General features: G+C 46.3%; 18 protein-coding genes. 8 read left to right on the forward strand and 10 right to left on the reverse strand.

The features are described from left to right. The first annotated feature begins 321 nt into the window (after nt 1–321). Entirely contained in the window at nt 322–1,974 is a 1,653-nt protein-coding gene (gene nadB, locus K4039_RS24795; protein ID WP_265239174.1) for an L-aspartate oxidase, read from the forward strand. 10 nt (nt 1,975–1,984) lie between these two features. Here nadB and K4039_RS24800 read toward each other — a convergent pair whose 3' ends face one another. The 4 genes from K4039_RS24800 to btpA form a co-directional block, all read right to left on the reverse strand. Next, on the reverse strand, nt 1,985–2,257 hold the full coding sequence (locus K4039_RS24800) for a hypothetical protein (protein WP_265239175.1): 273 nt from the start codon (nt 2,255–2,257) through the stop codon (nt 1,985–1,987). Between the two features lie 420 nt (nt 2,258–2,677). After that, nucleotides 2,678–4,783 (reverse strand): CHASE2 domain-containing protein, encoded by a 2,106-nt coding sequence (locus tag K4039_RS24805; protein ID WP_265239176.1) that lies wholly within the window; start codon nt 4,781–4,783, stop codon nt 2,678–2,680. A 906-nt stretch (nt 4,784–5,689) separates the two neighbouring features. Next, nucleotides 5,690–6,616: a vitamin K epoxide reductase family protein gene (locus K4039_RS24810; RefSeq protein ID WP_265239177.1), complete on the reverse strand. Its 927-nt coding sequence runs from the start codon at nt 6,614–6,616 to the stop codon at nt 5,690–5,692. Between the two features lie 142 nt (nt 6,617–6,758). Continuing rightward, entirely contained in the window at nt 6,759–7,646 is an 888-nt protein-coding gene (gene btpA / locus K4039_RS24815) for a photosystem I biogenesis protein BtpA (protein ID WP_265239178.1), read from the reverse strand. Nucleotides 7,647–7,946: 300 nt separating this feature from the next. On the opposite strand from btpA, the gene K4039_RS24820 reads away from it, so the two are divergent. Then, nucleotides 7,947–8,927, forward strand: coding sequence for a GDSL-type esterase/lipase family protein (locus K4039_RS24820; protein WP_265239179.1), 981 nt, complete (start codon nt 7,947–7,949; stop codon nt 8,925–8,927). A 217-nt stretch (nt 8,928–9,144) separates the two neighbouring features. Here the strand turns inward: K4039_RS24820 and K4039_RS24825 are convergent, their stop codons facing one another. Then, nucleotides 9,145–10,197, reverse strand: coding sequence for a Gfo/Idh/MocA family protein (locus K4039_RS24825; protein WP_265239189.1), 1,053 nt, complete (start codon nt 10,195–10,197; stop codon nt 9,145–9,147). A gap of 438 nt (nt 10,198–10,635) precedes the next feature. On the opposite strand from K4039_RS24825, the gene K4039_RS24830 reads away from it, so the two are divergent. Then, a complete protein-coding gene (locus K4039_RS24830; RefSeq protein ID WP_265239180.1) occupies nt 10,636–11,295 on the forward strand; it encodes a PEP-CTERM sorting domain-containing protein in 660 nt (219 codons plus the stop codon). A 35-nt stretch (nt 11,296–11,330) separates the two neighbouring features. Here the strand turns inward: K4039_RS24830 and K4039_RS24835 are convergent, their stop codons facing one another. The 3 genes from K4039_RS24835 to def form a co-directional block, all read right to left on the reverse strand. Next, a complete protein-coding gene (locus K4039_RS24835) occupies nt 11,331–12,668 on the reverse strand; it encodes a PrsW family glutamic-type intramembrane protease (RefSeq protein WP_265239181.1) in 1,338 nt (445 codons plus the stop codon). A gap of 355 nt (nt 12,669–13,023) precedes the next feature. Continuing rightward, nucleotides 13,024–13,224: a hypothetical protein gene (locus K4039_RS24840; protein WP_265239190.1), complete on the reverse strand. Its 201-nt coding sequence runs from the start codon at nt 13,222–13,224 to the stop codon at nt 13,024–13,026. Then, on the reverse strand, nt 13,224–13,784 hold the full coding sequence (gene def, locus K4039_RS24845) for a peptide deformylase (protein ID WP_265239182.1): 561 nt from the start codon (nt 13,782–13,784) through the stop codon (nt 13,224–13,226). Before def ends, K4039_RS24840 begins: the two co-directional genes overlap by 1 nt. Nucleotides 13,785–13,884: 100 nt before the next feature. Here def and K4039_RS24850 point away from each other — a divergent pair, with 100 nt between their 5' ends. Then, a complete protein-coding gene (locus K4039_RS24850; protein ID WP_265239183.1) occupies nt 13,885–14,397 on the forward strand; it encodes a DUF1648 domain-containing protein in 513 nt (170 codons plus the stop codon). Nucleotides 14,398–14,532: 135 nt separating this feature from the next. Here the strand turns inward: K4039_RS24850 and K4039_RS24855 are convergent, their stop codons facing one another. Further along, nucleotides 14,533–14,988, reverse strand: a complete 456-nt coding sequence (locus K4039_RS24855) for an aspartyl protease (RefSeq protein WP_265239184.1) — start codon at nt 14,986–14,988, stop codon at nt 14,533–14,535. A gap of 119 nt (nt 14,989–15,107) precedes the next feature. On the opposite strand from K4039_RS24855, the gene K4039_RS24860 reads away from it, so the two are divergent. The 3 genes from K4039_RS24860 to K4039_RS24870 all read left to right on the forward strand — a co-directional run bounded on the left by K4039_RS24860 (nt 15,108) and on the right by K4039_RS24870 (nt 17,625). Beyond that, on the forward strand, nt 15,108–16,403 hold the full coding sequence (locus K4039_RS24860) for a pentapeptide repeat-containing protein (protein WP_265239185.1): 1,296 nt from the start codon (nt 15,108–15,110) through the stop codon (nt 16,401–16,403). Nucleotides 16,404–16,435: 32 nt separating this feature from the next. Continuing rightward, complete coding sequence (locus K4039_RS24865) at nt 16,436–16,804, forward strand: mannosyltransferase family protein (protein WP_265239186.1); 369 nt, start codon at nt 16,436–16,438, stop codon at nt 16,802–16,804. A 200-nt stretch (nt 16,805–17,004) separates the two neighbouring features. After that, nucleotides 17,005–17,625, forward strand: a complete 621-nt coding sequence (locus tag K4039_RS24870) for a hypothetical protein (RefSeq protein ID WP_265239187.1) — start codon at nt 17,005–17,007, stop codon at nt 17,623–17,625. 15 nt (nt 17,626–17,640) lie between these two features. Here K4039_RS24870 and K4039_RS24875 read toward each other — a convergent pair whose 3' ends face one another. Beyond that, complete coding sequence (locus K4039_RS24875; protein WP_321161660.1) at nt 17,641–17,874, reverse strand: hypothetical protein; 234 nt, start codon at nt 17,872–17,874, stop codon at nt 17,641–17,643. Nucleotides 17,875–17,953: 79 nt separating this feature from the next. Here K4039_RS24875 and K4039_RS24880 point away from each other — a divergent pair, with 79 nt between their 5' ends. Then, entirely contained in the window at nt 17,954–18,325 is a 372-nt protein-coding gene (locus tag K4039_RS24880; protein ID WP_265239188.1) for a transposase family protein, read from the forward strand. Nucleotides 18,326–18,328 lie beyond the last annotated feature (3 nt).

The following is an 18,328-nucleotide window of genomic DNA, read 5'->3' on the forward strand; positions in this document are numbered from 1 at the left end:
GGTATTTATGTAAGTCTTTTAAGATAATTAAATTTTTGTTTGAGTTTTTCACAAACGAACATAAATTTGATTTCCCCAAAATCCATCAATACACCTATACATAGAAAATGATTTAGGATTGCTATATTAGTTTAAATCTAGATATATCTGTAGATTAAATTATTCAATTGTTAAATCTAAAATTGACAGTTCCAGCCCTTCAAATCAGTGGTAGAGTCAAATTTCAAATCTCAAATTGACATTTATATTCGCGATATTTATCTGTAAAATTAATTTTAAAATCTCAAATCTCAAATCAAAAAATCTCAAATCGGCAGACTTATGACTGACAAATTTGACGTATTGGTGATAGGTGCTGGCGCAGCCGGTTTGTACACGGCACTTTGCCTCCCAGAACATTTGCACGTGGGCTTGATTAATAAAAATATCCTGCCTGTTTCTGCCAGCGATTGGGCCCAAGGAGGGATTGCCGCGGCGATCGCCCCAGAAGATTCAGCAGCCCTGCACGTTCAGGATACACTGGCTGCGGGAGCAGGTCTTTGCGACTTAGAAGCCGTGCAATTTTTAGTAGAAGAAGCTTCTGCTTGCATCGACTCCCTCGTAAAAATGGGCGTTGCATTCGATCGCACCGGCCCAGAATTAGCCCTCACCCTAGAAGCCGCCCACTCCCGCCGCCGAGTCCTCCACTCCGCCGACACCACAGGAAAAGCCGTCGTCAGTACCCTGACAGCAAAAGTATTAAACCGCAAAAACATTCAACTCGTATCCCCAGCCTTTGCTTTGAGCCTGTGGCTAGACGAAACCGGGCGCTGTCAGGGCATTAGCTCGATTTGCGACTCCCGCGTCAAATGGTTGCGAGCTAGCGCCGTAGTGCTAGCGACAGGCGGTGGCGGACAGGTTTTTGCTCAAACAACCAACCCGTCGGTAAGTACCGGAGACGGGGTGGCGATTGCGTGGCGCGCCGGAGCACTGCTGCGAGATTTAGAATTTGTGCAGTTTCACCCGACGGCGCTAAGCAAAGAGGGCGCGCCGCGGTTTCTGATTAGCGAAGCGGTGCGGGGAGAAGGAGCTCATTTGGTTGACAGCAAGGGATATCGCTTTGCTTTTGACTCTCACCCCAGCGGGGAACTTGCACCTCGCGATGTTGTCAGCCGCGCTATTTTCCGCCATTTGCAGAAGACGGGGGAACCTCATGTTTGGCTGGATTTGCGCCCGATTGCGGTCGATCGACTGCGCTACAGGTTTCCGAATATTATTCAAGTGTGCGCCGATTGGGGAATTGATATTTTTACCGAACCGGTACCCGTCACGCCCGCCGCCCATTATTGGATGGGAGGGATTGTGGCTGACAAGTTAAACCAAACTTCGATTCCGGGTTTGTACGCGGTGGGAGAAACTGCGAGCACGGGGGTACACGGCGCTAATCGGTTGGCGAGCAATTCGCTGCTGGAATGTCTGGTTTTTGGCGCGCAGATGGGACTTTTGCAGCTAGAAGCTGGAAAGCCCAAGGCATTACCAGATGAGTCCGATGCAGGGGAAATCTGGGAAAAATCGATTTCTGCACAGGATATTGAGACGATCGACAAGTTGCGGGTAGAATTGCCGAGTTTGGTATGGCAAAGTGCGGGAATTTGTCGGGGCCAAAGGGATTTGGAAAGTGCGATCGTCCAAGTTGAGCTTTGGCGACAAGAATTTGCCTCTTTGCCTTTGAGTCAAACTTTGCTTAATTTGCAGCCCGGACAAGTCATTGATTTTTCGCCTGTTGATGCCCAAAATAGCTCGGTTTTGCGAAATTGGGGAGAACTTGGTAATTTATTGGATATTGGCTACTTAATTCTCAAAAGTGCTGCGTTTCGCACGGAAAGTCGGGGCGGTCACTACCGTGTGGATTATCCCCTGAGCGATCGAGATTGGTGCAGTCACACTTTAATTCACCAATCGAATTGGTACAAATCTGGGCGAATAGAAGATTAAAAAATTGGGTTCAGCGCGTCCCTGTACCGTCACTTTTGGGATTCCCGTTGGGGTCTGGTTCGTATTTTTTGGGGTTATTTGGAACTCTAGAGGTTTGGGCGACGGTCAAAACTGTGGAGGTCGATGGCGTCGGGCCCTCGCCCCTGCTACGGTCTTTTGTGGAGTTACTGGTTGAGTTACTAGCCAGTGTAGCGGCATTTGCGATGCCGATCGTACTCACTTGCAGACAGACAGCCAGAGTTGCCGTTGTGGTGAACCCAATCAAAGTACGCATAGTGTTCATAGTCTTATCCAAATCATTGAAGTAGATGCACGCCTGTAAAAACTATTATATCTATCAATTTCCGTAGTTCCACTGATATCTTTACATTTACTTTAAATAATTTTCGTAAATATACGTAAAGTTTTATAAATCAACCCTTTCTGGCGATTTTAATTTTGTCTCCGGTCTCCTAGCAATTGCGATTTGCGATTTGCGATTTGCAATGAAATCACTTACTACATAAGGGTTTCGGACACGGGTATGCCGTTGCATTCTTTTTTTTAACTCACCTCATATTTTGTAATGTTTTTTAATATTTAGATGACACGGCAATTTGCTCTCATAAATTTGATATTTTTTGTAAATCTATCTAATGACTGATGACTAATGACTGATGACTAATAACTAATAACTGATGACTGATGACCGATGACTGATGACTTAAAAAAATTGATATTGATTTTTCCCGCCTTCCTTAGCGCGATACATCGCAGCATCAGCATTCTTGACTAAAATATCTGACTCTTGACCGTCAATTGGATACAAACTAATCCCAATACTTGTAGTTACAGAAACTGTATATTCTTCTAAAATAAAAGGCTGCATGATGGCGTAGCAAATTTTTTTAGCTACTTTCTCCGCTTCGTAGCTACCAGGAATTGCGGGCAGAATGACTGTGAACTCGTCGCCGCCCAACCGCGAGATAATATCGCTGCCGCGCAAGCATTGTTTGAGCCGACTGGCAACTGCTTTTAAGAGCAAATCGCCCACATTGTGTCCGAGAGTGTCGTTGATTGACTTAAATCCATCTAAATCTAAAAACAGTAAAGCTAGCAATTCCTGATTGCTGGAGGCTCTTTCTAAAGCCTGATGCAAGGATTCGTAAAACATTTTGCGGTTGGGCAAACCGGTGAGAGCATCATGATAAGCTTGGTGGCTGAGTTCAGCATTTTTTTGTTTTAGGGCATCTTCTCGGAGCTGGCGCTCGGTAATATCTCTGATCACTCCGACTAAAAATAGGTTCCCCGCAGCATCTTTGTGCAGGGATCTTTTTGTCGAAATCAGATGCGTAACTCCGTGAGCGTCGGTAAAATATTCTTCATTTTCTCGCGGCTGGTGAGTTTGCAATACTAATTCGTCTTCCTGCCAAAATATATCGGCTTCGGCTTGGGGAAATAAGTCGTAATCTGTGCGATGGGTTAAAATTTCCCAAGGATAGCCGATAAACTGACAATATGCCTGATTCAACACAACCCAGCGGTGATTTATATCTTTGACAAAAATCGGGTCTGGAATTGTATCGATTAGCGATTGTAAAAATTCTTTAGAGCGTTTTAGTTCTTCTTGTAAGTGAGCCAGATAAGCCACAACTGCGCAGCTAGAACCCAAAAGACTGAGGATTGCAGGAATTAACGGCAGCCACCAACCGGCTAAAAAAGCTAAGTATAAACTGGCACTGAGACCGAGACAGATACTTGATAAACACCAAACCGATCGCCCGATCGATCCCAACTTCCAGCTCACACAGGCTCCCGCCCAAGACCAGAGTAAAATCCACAACAACTCCGCAGCCTCATGCCAGACTTTGATACCCCCGCGCCCGTCGAGGGCCGCACTCAAAATTTGGCTCAAAAAATGAGCCTGAAGCTCAACTCCCGGTATTAGCTGGGGAGGAGCAAACAAACCGGAGCTATAAGCATTTTGGTTAAAATCTTTGAGGCTGGGGGCAGTTGAACCGATCAAGACAGCGCGCGATCGCACAAAATCCGCCGGAACTTTGCCAGAAAGCACGTCGCTCATCGACACAATGCGAAAACTGCCGATCGGCCCACGGAGGTTGGCGAGAATTTGATAGCCACGGCTGTCCGATCGCACGTAAGCACCATCATTCGGTTCAAAACGCCGAAAGACCCCCCGGCCTAACTGCAAGTATTTAGGATTGACGTTTGCTGCTGGTTCAGGGGAAATTCCTTCAGTTTCGAGGTAACTCAAAGCCAATCTGAGCGCGAAACTTTCATGAGTTTTGCCGTCTCCGGGCCAAGAGTAGAGCAAAGCTCGGCGCACTTTACCGTCAGCATCAATGACAACGTTGTTGAAACCGATGCGCGAGAGCTTGTCAAGTACCGAAGGCGGGCGAACTCCCAACCTCGTTTCGTCTGGCATCAACTCAATCCCGATTAAGTTGGGAATAGTTTTAAAAGTTTTGAGCAATTCGGCATTACCCGGTTGAGTCGGCAAATCTCGGTAAATGTCGAGGCCGATCGCCCGCGGCTTGCCAGCGTGAAGTTTTTGCAGCAATTGGGCCAACACAGCATCCGACATTGGGTAGCCGTATTTTTGCAAGTCAGCTTCGTTAATTTCGACAATGGTGATGCGCGAGTCCATTGGTTCGGGGGGCCGCCAGCGTACAAAGCGATCGAAAGCAGTCCATTCCCACACCTGCAAAAATCCGAACCAGCGCATGACAATCACCGTACCGCCAACGGCACTCGCAGTAATCAATACTCGGCGTTCTCGATTAAGCCATTTTTTGATGGTTTTTAGCATATTTTTGGGAGTTTTGACCTCGCTCTTCGAGCATCTAAGCTACTACTACATATAGCTTTTATATCTTTTGGGCGATCGGCTCAGTCGATTCGGGCAAAATATCTCATTTGACAAGAGACTTGAGTTGCCTAAGTCTTTTATCGCACTTTGCAACCGCAGATGTCAGGCAGATATACACAGATAAACGCAGATAATTGTAGAAATTGAAAGCGAATTAATGCAATGCAAGTCTAATGAGCCTGGAAGCAGAAATCTGGTTTTTTGAGTTTTTTGCAAAATTTCTAGTATTTCTAGTATTTATAAAATTTATAACAAAGCTTGCTACAACAAAAATGTTGGGCAGTGAAATTTTGGTTTTTTTCCGGGTTTTTGAATATATATAGTGCGGTTCTATTAGATTGTCGGTCTTTCTTGAAGATGGTCGATTTATCTGCACTTTACGGAAATCTGTTGCATGAAGCTATGATAATTGGGATGATTTTTCGACATAATACTAGATAGAACACTTTAAAATTTGCTCGTTACCAGGCTCTGCATGGTAATGCAGATCCGGAGGATCTGCCTCCTTTGATCTCGCAACTTACAGGAGAGAGAACTGTAGAAAGTGCTTAATTTATTAAGTTGTCGAGCCTTATTTTAAAATTTTACCTAACTAATTTTTAAGATGTTTTTATGAATTATAGATGCGAGATTTTTGAATAATTTTACAGCAGCCGACAAAGATTAGACCTCTTGCACTCATTCGCAGACCAGATAAAATTATCTGCGTCTATCGGTGTTTATTAGCTTGAAATCTGCGGTTTACCCATCAATCAAATATTTATGCAAGAGGTCTATTAGCTAAGTTAAAAAGCAGGATTTTTCCTGTCCCAAAAAATCTCGAATCTCAAGTTTCAAACTTGGCTGTCAGTTTTGAAAGTTGCGCGGGCCGGTGTAACCGGATAAATCAGCGAGTTTATCCAAAGTTTGCGTCCCCGAATAAAACTGACCTTTAATCTCCCAAGTCGGGAAACCTTTAACATTTGCAGCAGCAGCTTGGCAAATTTCAGCGCGGGAATTTTGTCCTCTGGGATCGCATTCAAAATAATCAATTATTTTGGCTGCTTCTTTCCCAAACAGCATTTTTTGATCGTGACAGTGGGGACACCAGTAAGCGCCGTATTCTTTAGTGCCGATTTCTCGGAGGTGGCGGGCTAAAGCAATTTCTGCCGGGCCGGAGGTTGTGGTGACGGCAGGGGGTAGAATTCCGGGGGTAGAAGAAACAAAAGGAGCAGGTGAGTTGACGCTGTTATAAAGTCCCAATGCGCCGATCGAACTTACCATCGCCACCAAAATGCCTGTAAACACCAACTGTCCGATATCTTCCCACTCGCGGCCGACGAGCACCAGCACAAACAGCGATAGCGCAAATACGGCGGAACTGATGCAGTAAATACACAGATCCTTAATTTCAAAAGCCATCAAATACATCAAATAGCTGCTGAGAATTACCATCGCAGCGGTGATGATAAATAGCGCTTGCCAAGTTCTGTTTTCTAGTTGAGAGTGCAGTCCTTTGTTGGTGTCTGGATTGACGGCTTTGGGAGCTAATGCCAAAATTGCGATGCTCAGGTAAGCCAGACAACCTAATAAACTTAAAGGCACTGTGCCAAAAACTGTAGCGTAGGGACTATTGAGAACTTTGTCGCAGCCGCTGGTGGGACAAATGACTGAGCCTGTCGTGAATTTAGCGATCGTCAGATAAGCTGTTTCTACAACGCCGATGGCTGCGATCGCTGCGATCACAGTCCTAGACCAGCGATGAATCCAAGGGGTTGAACGTCGGCGAATCATTTTTTTGATTGGGTAATTGTTGATTGTTGACTGTTGACTGTTGACTGTTGACTGTTGACTAATGACTGATGACAACTGCCAACTGCCAACTGCCAACTGACTACTGACAACTGACTACTGCCAACAGTCAACAATTCCCATTTTACGTTTTACTTCTGACTTTGCCCGGTTCCGGTGTTAGCCCTCTCGAACCATTAGCGTTTTTGTTTTCTTGTTCGAGCTCTTTCTGGGACAAGCTGCGACGGGCGGCTTCTACAAACTGACTGACGCGGATCGGATCGATCGGCTGTTCGATGCGGCCGTTTCGCTTCAGCGAGCTCGACACAATTACTCCGTCTGCAGCCTGCATGAGGGTGGAAATGTTTTCCCACGATGCACCGCTACCGATGAAAACAGGAGTTTCCCCCGCTGCTGCACTCGCGAGTTCTAAGTCTTCGAGATTGGGAGGGCTGCCGGTTGTCCAGCCGGAAAGAATTACGGCATCGGCTAAGGCGCGCCCGATCGTCTCTTGGACGGCTGTGGTCAAGTTGGGGCTGCCCAGGGGACGCCCGTGCTTGACTAACACGTCTGCGAATATTTTGACATCGCTGCCCAATTCCCGGCGGTAGCGCAGTAACTGGTGTGCTTGTCCTTCAATTAAGCCTTGGTCGGTAGCCATGATGCCGTTGAGGACGTTGACGCGGATGAATTGGGCTCCTGTGCAGGAGGCGATGGCGATCGCGCTGTGGGCATCGTTTCGCAGTACGTTAACGCCGATCGGCAGCGTCACAAGATTGGTTAGCCTCTCGACTACCAGAGTCATGGCACTTACCACAGCCGGATCTACGCAGTCTTTGGCAAAAGGAGCGTCGAAAAAGTTCTCGACTATGATACCGTTTGCGCCGCCAGAAGCCAGCGCAGTAGCCTCTTGCTCGGCTCTTCCGATAATCGCTTTGAGGTTCCCGCCCCAGCGAGGAGAAGTTGGCAAAGGCTGTAAATGTACGACACCGATTATGGGATTCGGCGTTTTGAATATTTGTTTTAAGTCCACGGATTTTCCTGAAACCACCAAGTTCACTGACGGCTGACGGCGGATTTTGACGGTATATTCTAGAATTCTATATCCACGCGGGCTATTCCGATGACTCAATCGCGCAGGGACTGTCGTTCAGTTGACAGTTGACAGTTAACAGTTGACAGATGAGGGCGACCTCTACCGGAAGTCCGAGGATTGGAGTAATGAATAGTCTGATTTTAATTTCTCCCTATAAGGGTTCCGGCTTTCAACCAATTCTTTCTGGTACAAGCCCGAATTTAGCAGCAGTTTTTTGTTTTCGTTCGAGGTTAATAGTTGAAAGTTGTTCTGATCATTTTCGCCCTCACCTGCGGATTGTGGGCAGCCATCGAAGTGCTGCTGCGGGTGTTGCTGGGTTTTGGCAATCCCTTGATTTACATTGCTGATGCCGAGTGTGGCTATTTGTTGGCGCCCAACCAGAGGGTGCGCCGCTTGGGAAACCGGATTGAGATTAACGAGTATTCGATGCGTACTGGAGCGATCACCCCAAGTCCCGCTGCGGAAACTCTGCGCGTCTTGCTGTTGGGTGATTCTGTCGCCAACGGCGGTTGGTGGACACATCAGACAGATACGATCTCGGAAATTATGGCTCGGCTGTTGAGGCTGCAACTACAGCATCTGGCGAGCGATCCACAATTAGGTTCACAAGTCAACTATTCAAATTTTGAAGTTCTCAACGCCTCAGCCAATTCTTGGGGGCCGAGAAATCAACTTGCTTATGCCAAGCGGTTTGGTGTTTTTGGGGCAAAGGCTTTGGTGTTGCTGCTGAATACGGACGATTTATTTGCATCGGCTCCCTGTGCTCTGGTTGTAGGGCGCGATCGATCTTATCCCGATCGCCAACCTCGATCGGCGACACTAGAGTTATTGAGCCGCTACTTTCTATCAGCAGTGCCGGTTCGCCAATTAGCAGCACCATCCGCTGAAAGCGATGTAGTCGGCTGCAACTTAGAAGCTATTCGCCAAATCCAGACAATAGCTGTATCCGCTAACGTCGAGTTTTTGCTAGCGGTAACGCCCAAGCGCCATGAATTCGGCGAGGGCTCTCGCGACTGGGAAGTCAAGGCTAGAGAGCGTCTCGCCGAACTCGTCGAACGTGAGAAAATTACTTACATAGATTTTCTTCCCATTTTCAATTCAGAGGCCCAACTTCCAACTTTGTATCGAGACAGCATTCACCTCAGTCCTCTAGGAAATCAGCTAGTTAGCAAAACGATCAGTAGTCAAATAGTCGCTCTTTTTTTGTATAAATCGTGACTTCACCCAAAAACGGATGCAAGTCCCGGCTTAGGTTGTGGAATTCAAAAAATTTAAACTTGAGTTCAAGTCCGCAGATTCATCTGTGGAGTCAAGCTAAAATCTCAAACCTCAAATCGACTCACATCGCATCCGGTTGCGCGGTAACAGTTACCTTTTCAACGAACAACAAACCAAAACTGTAAAAGCACCCGGAAACGACACAATTTTTCTCGATTTAGCTAACTTGCAAAGTAGACTCTAGCTCTTTGGGATACCAAGCTTGACCATCGAGAGCCATTTGCTCGATCGAACTTGCAAGCCGAAGAGCTTTGAGAGCTTGTTCTCCTCCCACAGAAGGCTGATTTCCACCCCGCACGCAATTAATAAAATGCTCCAATTCCGCGTGGAGCGGTTCAATATTGCTGGTGTAAACTTTCTCGATCAACCCATCTTGACGGTAAAGCACCTGACCGTAATCTGTCACGTAATTGGCGGTTGTTTGTCGGTGAATCAAGATTTCGTTGTTGAGAAAATCTGCCTCTGTCAAAGAATTCTTGCAGTGAGCGGCGATTGAACGGAGTTTGCGGTGTGTCACCTTGCTTGCTGTCAGGGTGGCCACAATGCCGTTAGCAAAGTTCAGCGTCGCTGTCACGTAGTCTAAATAACCTGAATCTGAGGCCCTGCTGCCGCTGGCTGTCAGCTTCACCACATGGGAATCTGCCAATTCCAGGAGCAAGTCGATGTCGTGGATCATTAAATCCAAAACTACCGATACGTCGTTTGCCCGATCGGAATATGGACTCATCCGGTGAGCTTCCAATGCCAGTAGCTCTTCAGTTTTCAGCACTTTGCCGAGTTCCTGAAAAGCTGGATTGAAGCGCTCGATGTGACCCACCTGCAAAATCCGGTGGGCTTCAGCAGCCGCATTGACCAAAGATTCGGCTTCAGCAATGCTAGCTGCGATCGGCTTTTCAATTAAAACGTGAACTCCCGCTTGGAGACAAGACATCCCCACAGCGTGGTGCAGGCGAGTTGGAACGGCGACGCAAACTGCATCTACGTGGGCGAGCAAATCTCGGTAGTCTTCAAAGAAGCGAACCCGGTATTTGCTTGCTACATCAATTCCCCGCTCTACATTTATATCTGAAACACCCACGAGTTCGATATCTTTTAGCAAGCTCAGAACTCGCGTGTGGTGCTGGCCCATATTGCCAACCCCAACTACCCCAATACGGAGGGGTTCAGGTTGACTGCGCTGGCCGAAAACATTTCCGTATCCCAATGACATCCTATCTAGCACTCCTGGATTCTCCTCCACCACAGGAATCAAGCCCGTTGGCTTCCCTAAGCTACTCACAGCCATCCAGATAGTACCACAGTCAAACTATTTGTGAAGAATTTCTAAGTTGGGCTGGGATTCTGGCCGTCAGCAATTACGCAGGCCCTACTCATGCACGAGAGCTGAATATTGCGGTATTTTTATTGGAAATTACGTATTGACAAATAAAGCTGAGTATGCTGCGGTCGATCGCCCGCAGCATCAAAACAACACAAACCAGGCGGCATATTTTTGCGGGACGGTCAAAAAATATCTGCTTTCTGCCCAAAAGTAATCGTTAAAAAGTAATTTGAACGTACAAAAATTTATGTTAAGAATAAGCTGAGTTACGGGCGATCGGTATCTAGAATTGAAAGTACACTTACGTAAAAGCTGATGAGGCCGACTATGAGTCAGAAACAAAGGCAGAAATTGGGAAGTGCGATCGCCAGCACAATTTTAAGTTTTGCAGCCGTGTCAGTGGCAGGAGTTGACCAAGCACAAGCCGCCGTCCTCACCTATAATTTTGAAGTAGAAGAGGGTGCAGGTAGTGGTTTTTTTAAGTTGAGTAATTCCTCACTGACAGGAATAGGATCTGAACAAATAACAGTTGGTGAGGGAAGATTTAACACTTTTGCCACGGCCTCTGCCTCTAAAAACTACTACGATTTAGCAGGGGCGATAGCTTTATTTTTTCAAGGGGATTTTCGCGGACTGCAAACAGGCGGAGGCGACACAGAGATTAGAGAAATTGACCTTCCCGACGTACCAGGAGGGCCTTTTTACGTCAAATATGACAGCAGGGCATTTTGGTCTATGGCTACCAACGGGGTGAGCAGTCCTGATAGGTGGACATCTTATTTCTCGGGGTATCGTGAGACACTAATTAGCAACAGGGAGGGTCATCTTGCTATAGACGGACGTAGAATTATCAACGATGCGAAGGTTTCTTACACTCTAGTGGATACCGCAGCCGAACCAGTTCCCGAACCAATTACGGCGGCAGGAACAGCTTTAGCTTTAGCAGGTTTAAGCTGGTTAAAACATAAGAAAAAAATGGCGGTTTGAGGCGCGATTTCTGTCAGCAATTCAGCAGTCAGGAGTCACTTTTCCGAAAATATTCGAGTTGCGAAATTTTGCTCCCGATTCGGAGACAGAGCTCTGGCTTTCAAAATCGCAGCTACCAAAAACGCATAGGACAAAACTCCCACTAAGGCCAGCAAAAGTACGCTGACTGCTCCCGACGCATTCCACAATGCGTGAAGTGCGGAGGCGCTAAAATAACCTACGCCCAAAATTTGCCAGCGCTTCCTGGGTTTGAGGGCGCTCAAACCGATAAAATATCCCAAATAACCGCTGTAAGCCATGTGTCCGGCGGCGGAACCTAAAATTCGGGGAATTAGCAATTGCAATCCTACTAATTGTCCGGCTTCTGGGCCTGCTTGCAGGGTGATATTTTGGATGATATTGGGAACGTACTGGCCGAGAGTTTCTAGTAGTGTAAAGCCGACTGCTGAGGCACTTCCTAACAGAATTCCGTCTAATGGTTCCCAAACGCCGATGCGATCGCGCCACGGATTTTTTAGTAAATTTCCCAGCAGCATCGCTCCCAAAACTGGCAGGGCTTTCAGTAATTCTTCCATCAGACCCGCCCCGAAGAACATTCTGATTAAAAAAGGTAAAAAACTGATTTGTTCGCCTTCTGCGGGCAAACGACCGGGCAAAATTTCTCTAAATACTAATATAAATCCAATCAATAAGGGGCTGCGCAATATCAGGACTGTTGCTAAAGCGGTACCGAGCAATACCCACCAAGGTTTGTGTTTGCCGCACAGTTGATAGATGAAGTAGTAAGCTGCACTGGCGAGGTAGGCTGACAGCAGGAAGTTGAAGGCTGCGGAATTTCCGACGGCGAGAAACATGGACACGACAAAAAGAACTGTCGCAATACCTGGATATAAGTATGCTTTTTGGCTTAATTGTTTTCCCGTGGAGGCGATCGGGAATAATTGAGTTAAAGTTAGAGCGTCCTTTTCGGGTGGATCAAAATTACCGACTTGGGCCTGGGAGAATCCGGGTTTATTTTGGTGAGGGGTTGCGGAAGATTCAAATATGAATTCAGGGCCGTCTTCACCGAGACTGATGCGATCGCCTGTTTGTAGAGTTTGGCAGCCTTCCAGCTTTTGACCGTTGATATAAGTTCCGTTAGCGCTGTTGAGGTCGCAAATTTGCCATCTCGTCCAATTACCCTGAGTCAGGGGACGGACTGCGGCGTGGCGGCGGGAAACCATGCCGTGGGCGATCGACTCTAAAGCTATTTGACAAGTGCGATCGCGTCCGATCGCCACTTCCCCATATTCAGAAAGTGGGTACTTGGACGCTGGCCCGGACGCAGCGCCTTGGGCGGGCACTTGTCGCAGAAATCCGATTTCATTAGTCATTAGTTATTAGTCATTAGTCATTAGTCATTGGTCATTAGTTATTAGTTATTAGTCATTAGTCATTAGTTATTAGTTATTAGTTATTAGCTGTTAGCTGATGTTATTGATCTGCTGTCTTGACAACACAGTTATTAGTCATTTGTTCGCTGTTATGTGATGTTATTTATCCGCAATCTTGATTCGACAGTTATGAGATTTTAGATTCTGAATAATGATTCATGACTAATAACTAATAACTCATAACTCATAACTCATAACTCATAACTCATAACTCATAACTCATAACTCATAACTCATAACCAATGACCAATGACCAATGACCAATGACCAATGACCAATGACCAATGACTAATGATTATAGATTTGCTCTGGCATCCTGAACGGCTGCATAGAAAAATATGCCTGTGAGCGGTATGCTGAGGGCGAGAATGATGCCTGTGACTAAATTGCCGAGTTGAGCGTTTCCCGAAGATAGCTCAAAGATTGAGCCGACTGCGGCGATCGCAGTGATGCAACAAAGAGCTAACAATAAACCACTTTTCGGAGTTCCTGCCATCATACTGATTTTACTGCCTTGGGCGAAAATTTGTTCTTGACTAATTCTTCATTCAGTGCCAGCTTGTTGTCTACTCTGTCTACAAACAGCACTCCGTTGAGATGATCCATTTCGTGCTGAATTACTCTCGACAGTAACTCAGTTGCTTTCAGGGTTTGCGGGCGGCCGAATTCGTCGCGATATGACACTTCAATGACTTCTGGGCGTTTGACATCAAAATAGACTCCCGGAATGCTCAAACACCCTTCTTGCAAGATGCAGATATCGCCACTGCTACTTTTGATGGTGGGGTTGATCAAAACCATTGGCGGTGTGGCCAGATTTTCTGGGTCGCAGTCGATCACGATTACTTGTTTGTTGACTCCGACTTGGGGGGCTGCCAAACCGATGCCGTCGGCACTGTACATGGTTTGCAGCATTTCTCGGACTAACTGCCGAATTTCTGCATCGACGCTGTTAACGCGCTTTGCTGGCTGCCGCAGGACGCGATCGCCTAAAGTGTGTATTGTTAGAGGCGGTTTTTCTAACTTTTTCTTTTCCACCAAAACCTGAACCGTCATAAAACCTCGCGGATGTTTGGAAACCCCCCAACAAAAGCTGCTGGGGATAAAATTGGAACCAATACTATTATTTTCAATATTAGTCTAATTTCAGGTAGCCATGACTGGAAAAACACCAAACCAACGGCCTGTTATTTCTCTGGGGCTTTCGCCCGCTGATTTGGCGGTAGAGCTCGCGGGGGCGATCGCCATTTTAGTGTCGATTTTGCTGATTGTACAATTTTGGGCGGTTTTGCCCGATCGAATTCCGATTCACTTCGGCTTGGGGGGACAGCCTGATGCTTTGGGCGACAAGGTGATGATTTGGATGCTACCAGCAGTGGCTGCTATTATTTTTGTGGTTTTAACTGCGGTATCGCGCTATCCGCATACTTTTAACTATCCGGTACGGATTACTGAGCCAAATGCGCGCCGCCAATATCTCTTGGGGCGAAGCCTTTTAGTTTGGCTGAAGGCGGAGATTTGCTGGCTGTTTGCTTTTATAGTGCGGCAGCAAATTCTTGTGGCTTTGGGCAATGCTCAAAGGTTTAGTATAGAGTTGGTTTTTGGGATAATTTTTTTGATATTTGCGACGGTTGGCGTGTATTTTGTGAGAGCTTATTTGGCTCGCTAGATGTAGGTGAAAAACTTTCATATAAATCGTCAAAAGCGTTTTTTATAAGTGCGAGCCTCTCGCTCGCTTACACATAGCGAGCGAGAGGCTCGCACTCCCTGTAAATGCTCTCACAGAGATGCTCCCAACCTTTGGCTAAGCCATGAGATATGTTTGTTGATTGTTCATCGGCAATACTCGCAACCGTCGATTTTTCAAATCTGGTTCTAAGCCTAGTTCTTCCATTGGAGTCACGCCCAGCAAAACAGCGGAAACGCCTTGGGGCAATTCTAAACAATCAAATCTGCCTTCTCTACCTTCTACAATAATTTGAGCGCCTGCAAAAATCCGACCTTTTTTGATGCCAGCCGATGTTTCTACATCTCTTTCTCCTACTTGTCTTAAACCAAGTTGGCTAATAATATGAGCTGGCAAAGAAAGCAGAGTTGCTCCGGTATCGACAAGAACGTTGTCGCTCACCGCAGAACGAACTTCATCGGTAGAAATGAATCCCCGTTCGGCCATAACTAGATCGATGAAATTCGTGACGGTGATTGTAGTAATTACTTGACCCATTTGTTTTCCTTGAAGATTAGGGAGTACCAGGGTCATGTTATTTTACCTCTTTGAGTGTAATTACTGGATATTTCTATTGTAATGCTATCTAGAATCGTGCTTCATTGGTTAAAATCGTTTTAGCGATCGCCCAAAATTAGAATTTGCCTCAACGCATGACACCAGAACAAAACTCTTCTCAACCCAATCCTCCCGATTCCAACGTGACTGTAGAAAGTCCTAACGGTGCGAGTCCTGCTGTCCCACCAGAATCAGCAACAATCGTTGCTACTGCTGAACCGACAAAACCGCTGCCTCCGCGTCCAACAAGCCCAAGGGTTTTTGCGCCGTTGCAGCCACCACAAACGAATGCTGAGATGTCGGGATCGCTGTTGATATTGGGATCGATCGCAGCAATGATTATAGGGCTAGCCATCGACATCGTGTGGCTCGGTTTGTTGGGTGCGATTTTGGCGATCGCGATCGCCCTGCGGATCATGTGGCCCAATTGGGGCAAAATCTGGACGCAGGTAATCCCTCCGACTTGGCGCACCCTGATCGTCTCTAGCTTTGGGCTGTTGGCGGGAACAGTTGGCTTGCTGATACTCAGCGGGGCTAACGGTGAACTGGGAAGCCGCAATATCAAGATTAACTGGGATGCGGTGGGAGCAGTAGGCGAAGTCATCGGCGCTTTGGGTCAAATTTTGATCGCGATTTTGGGCGTTTACGTGGCTTGGCGGCAGTACGTAATCTCGAAGGATTTGACGATTCAGCAAAATCGCATTACGCAGCAGCAAACTATTGATGCTTATTTTCAAGGGGTTTCTGATTTAGCCCTTGATGAACAAGGGTTTTTGGAAGATTGGCCACAGGAAAGGGCGATCGCCGAAGGCCGCACCGCTGCGATTATGAGCAGTGTGGATGCTGAAGGTAAGGCTAAAATTCTGCGGTTTTTGTCGCAGTCGAGACTGGTTACTCCTCTGAAGCGCGATCGGCTTTTAGGCCGCCCCATCCTTGACGGCGACGGCGGCTACGCTGAAGATAGAGATTACGGTATCCGCGTTATCGATCTGAATGTCATGTTAGCGGGTGCTGACATGGCTGGCACCGATTTGCGGTGGACGGAGTTGAGTGAAGCCAACCTCGTCCGGGCGAATCTCAGCAAGTGCGATTTAGTCAAAGCAAACCTCTCCCGCGCTATCCTGTACGACGCGAATCTCACTCGCGCTGACATGAGAGCAGCGATATTATTCTACGGCTCGGTCGAAACTGCTTCTCCCCGCAGCCGCACGGAATTTCCCAACTATCAAACGGGTGAACATACCGGCGCTGTGGTTGAACGTGCAGATTTTACCGCTGTCAAGCGACTGTCGGACGAGCAACGACACTACTGTTGCTCTTGGTGTGGCTCGAAGTCGAGAGAGACTATTCCCGGCGGCTGCGAAGGGATTCCCAATAAGCTCGGACGTTAAAATTAGCAGTACCGCTGTACTTACGTATATATTTGACGATCGCGAGCGCAGCGGACTATGGTGTAATTTTCAATCAACAGTTTTGCGCTGTTTTAGCCATGAGCAATACTGATTTACCGCTGGTTTATTCGTGGTCAATTTTGGGTTTTGTGAATGGCTTTCTTCCCAAAAGTGTGTGGGAGTTGTTCTCCCATTGGGACGGCAAATGGTACACCCAAATCGCTACTCTAGGCTACAGCTACGCCGATGACGGACAACAGCATTCTGTTGCATTCTATCCGCTGTTTCCCTTGCTACTTCGGGGGATGATGACCCTCGGAATGCGAGCCAACGCAGCAGGGGTATTAATCAACTCTTTTGCATTTTTGGGTGCATTAGTGATAGTCTACTTTTGGGTATAACAGCGATACGATATTTCCCACGCTGCCTGAAAAAAGTCTCTTTCGCACAGCATAGCGTAGCGATAGGTTGCTTCTAATTCCGGGTAGAAGTTCAGGGGCTGACAGGTGTAGGTTTTTTACGAGGGGGTAGTATAAAATCAATTAAACCAGGCGAAAATAAGGGTGATTCAACGAAACACGTGGCTGCGGGAAAAACCTCAATGCTGAAAAATAAGCATCTCAAGGATTGGTCATGTATTGTCTCCAAACAAATGGCTCACCTGTCAATACCTCAAGCGATTGGGTTAGCGACTTGGAGTTTTGGCGTAGTGATGACCAAATCCAGCAGTTTAACCCAAGTTTCGCAGTTGAGCGCTGACATTAACGAAGAAAAGCCGAATACAGTCCGTCAGCGATTAAAAGAATGGTATCAAGAAGCCCCAGCTAAAAAAGGACAAAAGCGTCGTGATTTCGATGTGAGTAGTTGTTTTGCTCCATTACTGTTGTGGGTGCTAAGTTTACTGCCAAAAAATGTTGAGGACATTGCCTTGGCATTGGATGCCACTAGCATCGGGGATAAATTTACAGTTCTGTCGATGAACATCTTATTGGGTGGGTCGGGAATTCCTATAGCTTGGTGTATTGTCAGAGCCACAGAGCCCGGAAGTTGGAAACCTCATTGGCAAAAACTGATTTCTCGGGTTCAAGGTGTGATTCCCACTAACTTTAGGGTGATCGTTGCGGCTGACCGAGGATTGTATGCTGATTGGCTTTATCAATTTATTGAAAGTGTTGGCTGGCATCCATTTCTGGCTCTTCCGTACTTAGGAATGAAAATTTAATAACTTTAGCGTTGGTTAAATAGTCGGCACTGCACGATAATTCCATTTTGGTAGATATTCATCAAAAATAATTTTCATTGTTTCTTTAAATCCATTAGCTACTTTTCGACCAGTTTCATAAATTTTATCAATCACATTTACTACGACAGAAAGCCCGGTTTTAGTATGCGTTTTTGCCATGAGTTTTTTCACTAACTCAAGAGAAGTAAAAATCACTCCTTGACAGGCTCTAGTTACGTGAGGAAACAAACGATGTTCGGCTCTTCTGTACTTGTTGTGCTAAAATGTTAGTTAAGTGTTGATAAAGATTGTGCTATCAGAATAAGTTATGAACAAATTAATGACAAATATTCTAGATTTACCCGGTGTCATAGTAGAAGATTACAAGCAGATAGTAGCTACATTAATTTTAGTGGTAAAATCAAAACAAAAAACATCAAAATGCCCTCTATGCAATCAATCTAGCCATCATCTACATCAAAATTATAAGTATTTAGTTAGAGACTTGCCGATAGGTAATAAAGAAGTAATGCTGAGAGTAAATCGACGCAGATTCAAATGTAAAAATTGTCAGAAACCTTTTAATGAAAGCTTAGAATTTGTCGAAAAGAAGAAAAATTTGTATCCGCTCAATAAATCGGGTAACAGCAAAAAAGAAGGTTCACAATCTAGGCACAGCATGGTAGAATATGATTCATGACGC

The organism is Lyngbya sp. CCAP 1446/10 (genome assembly GCF_026130175.1).
Taxonomy (GTDB): domain Bacteria; phylum Cyanobacteriota; class Cyanobacteriia; order Cyanobacteriales; family Microcoleaceae; genus Microcoleus.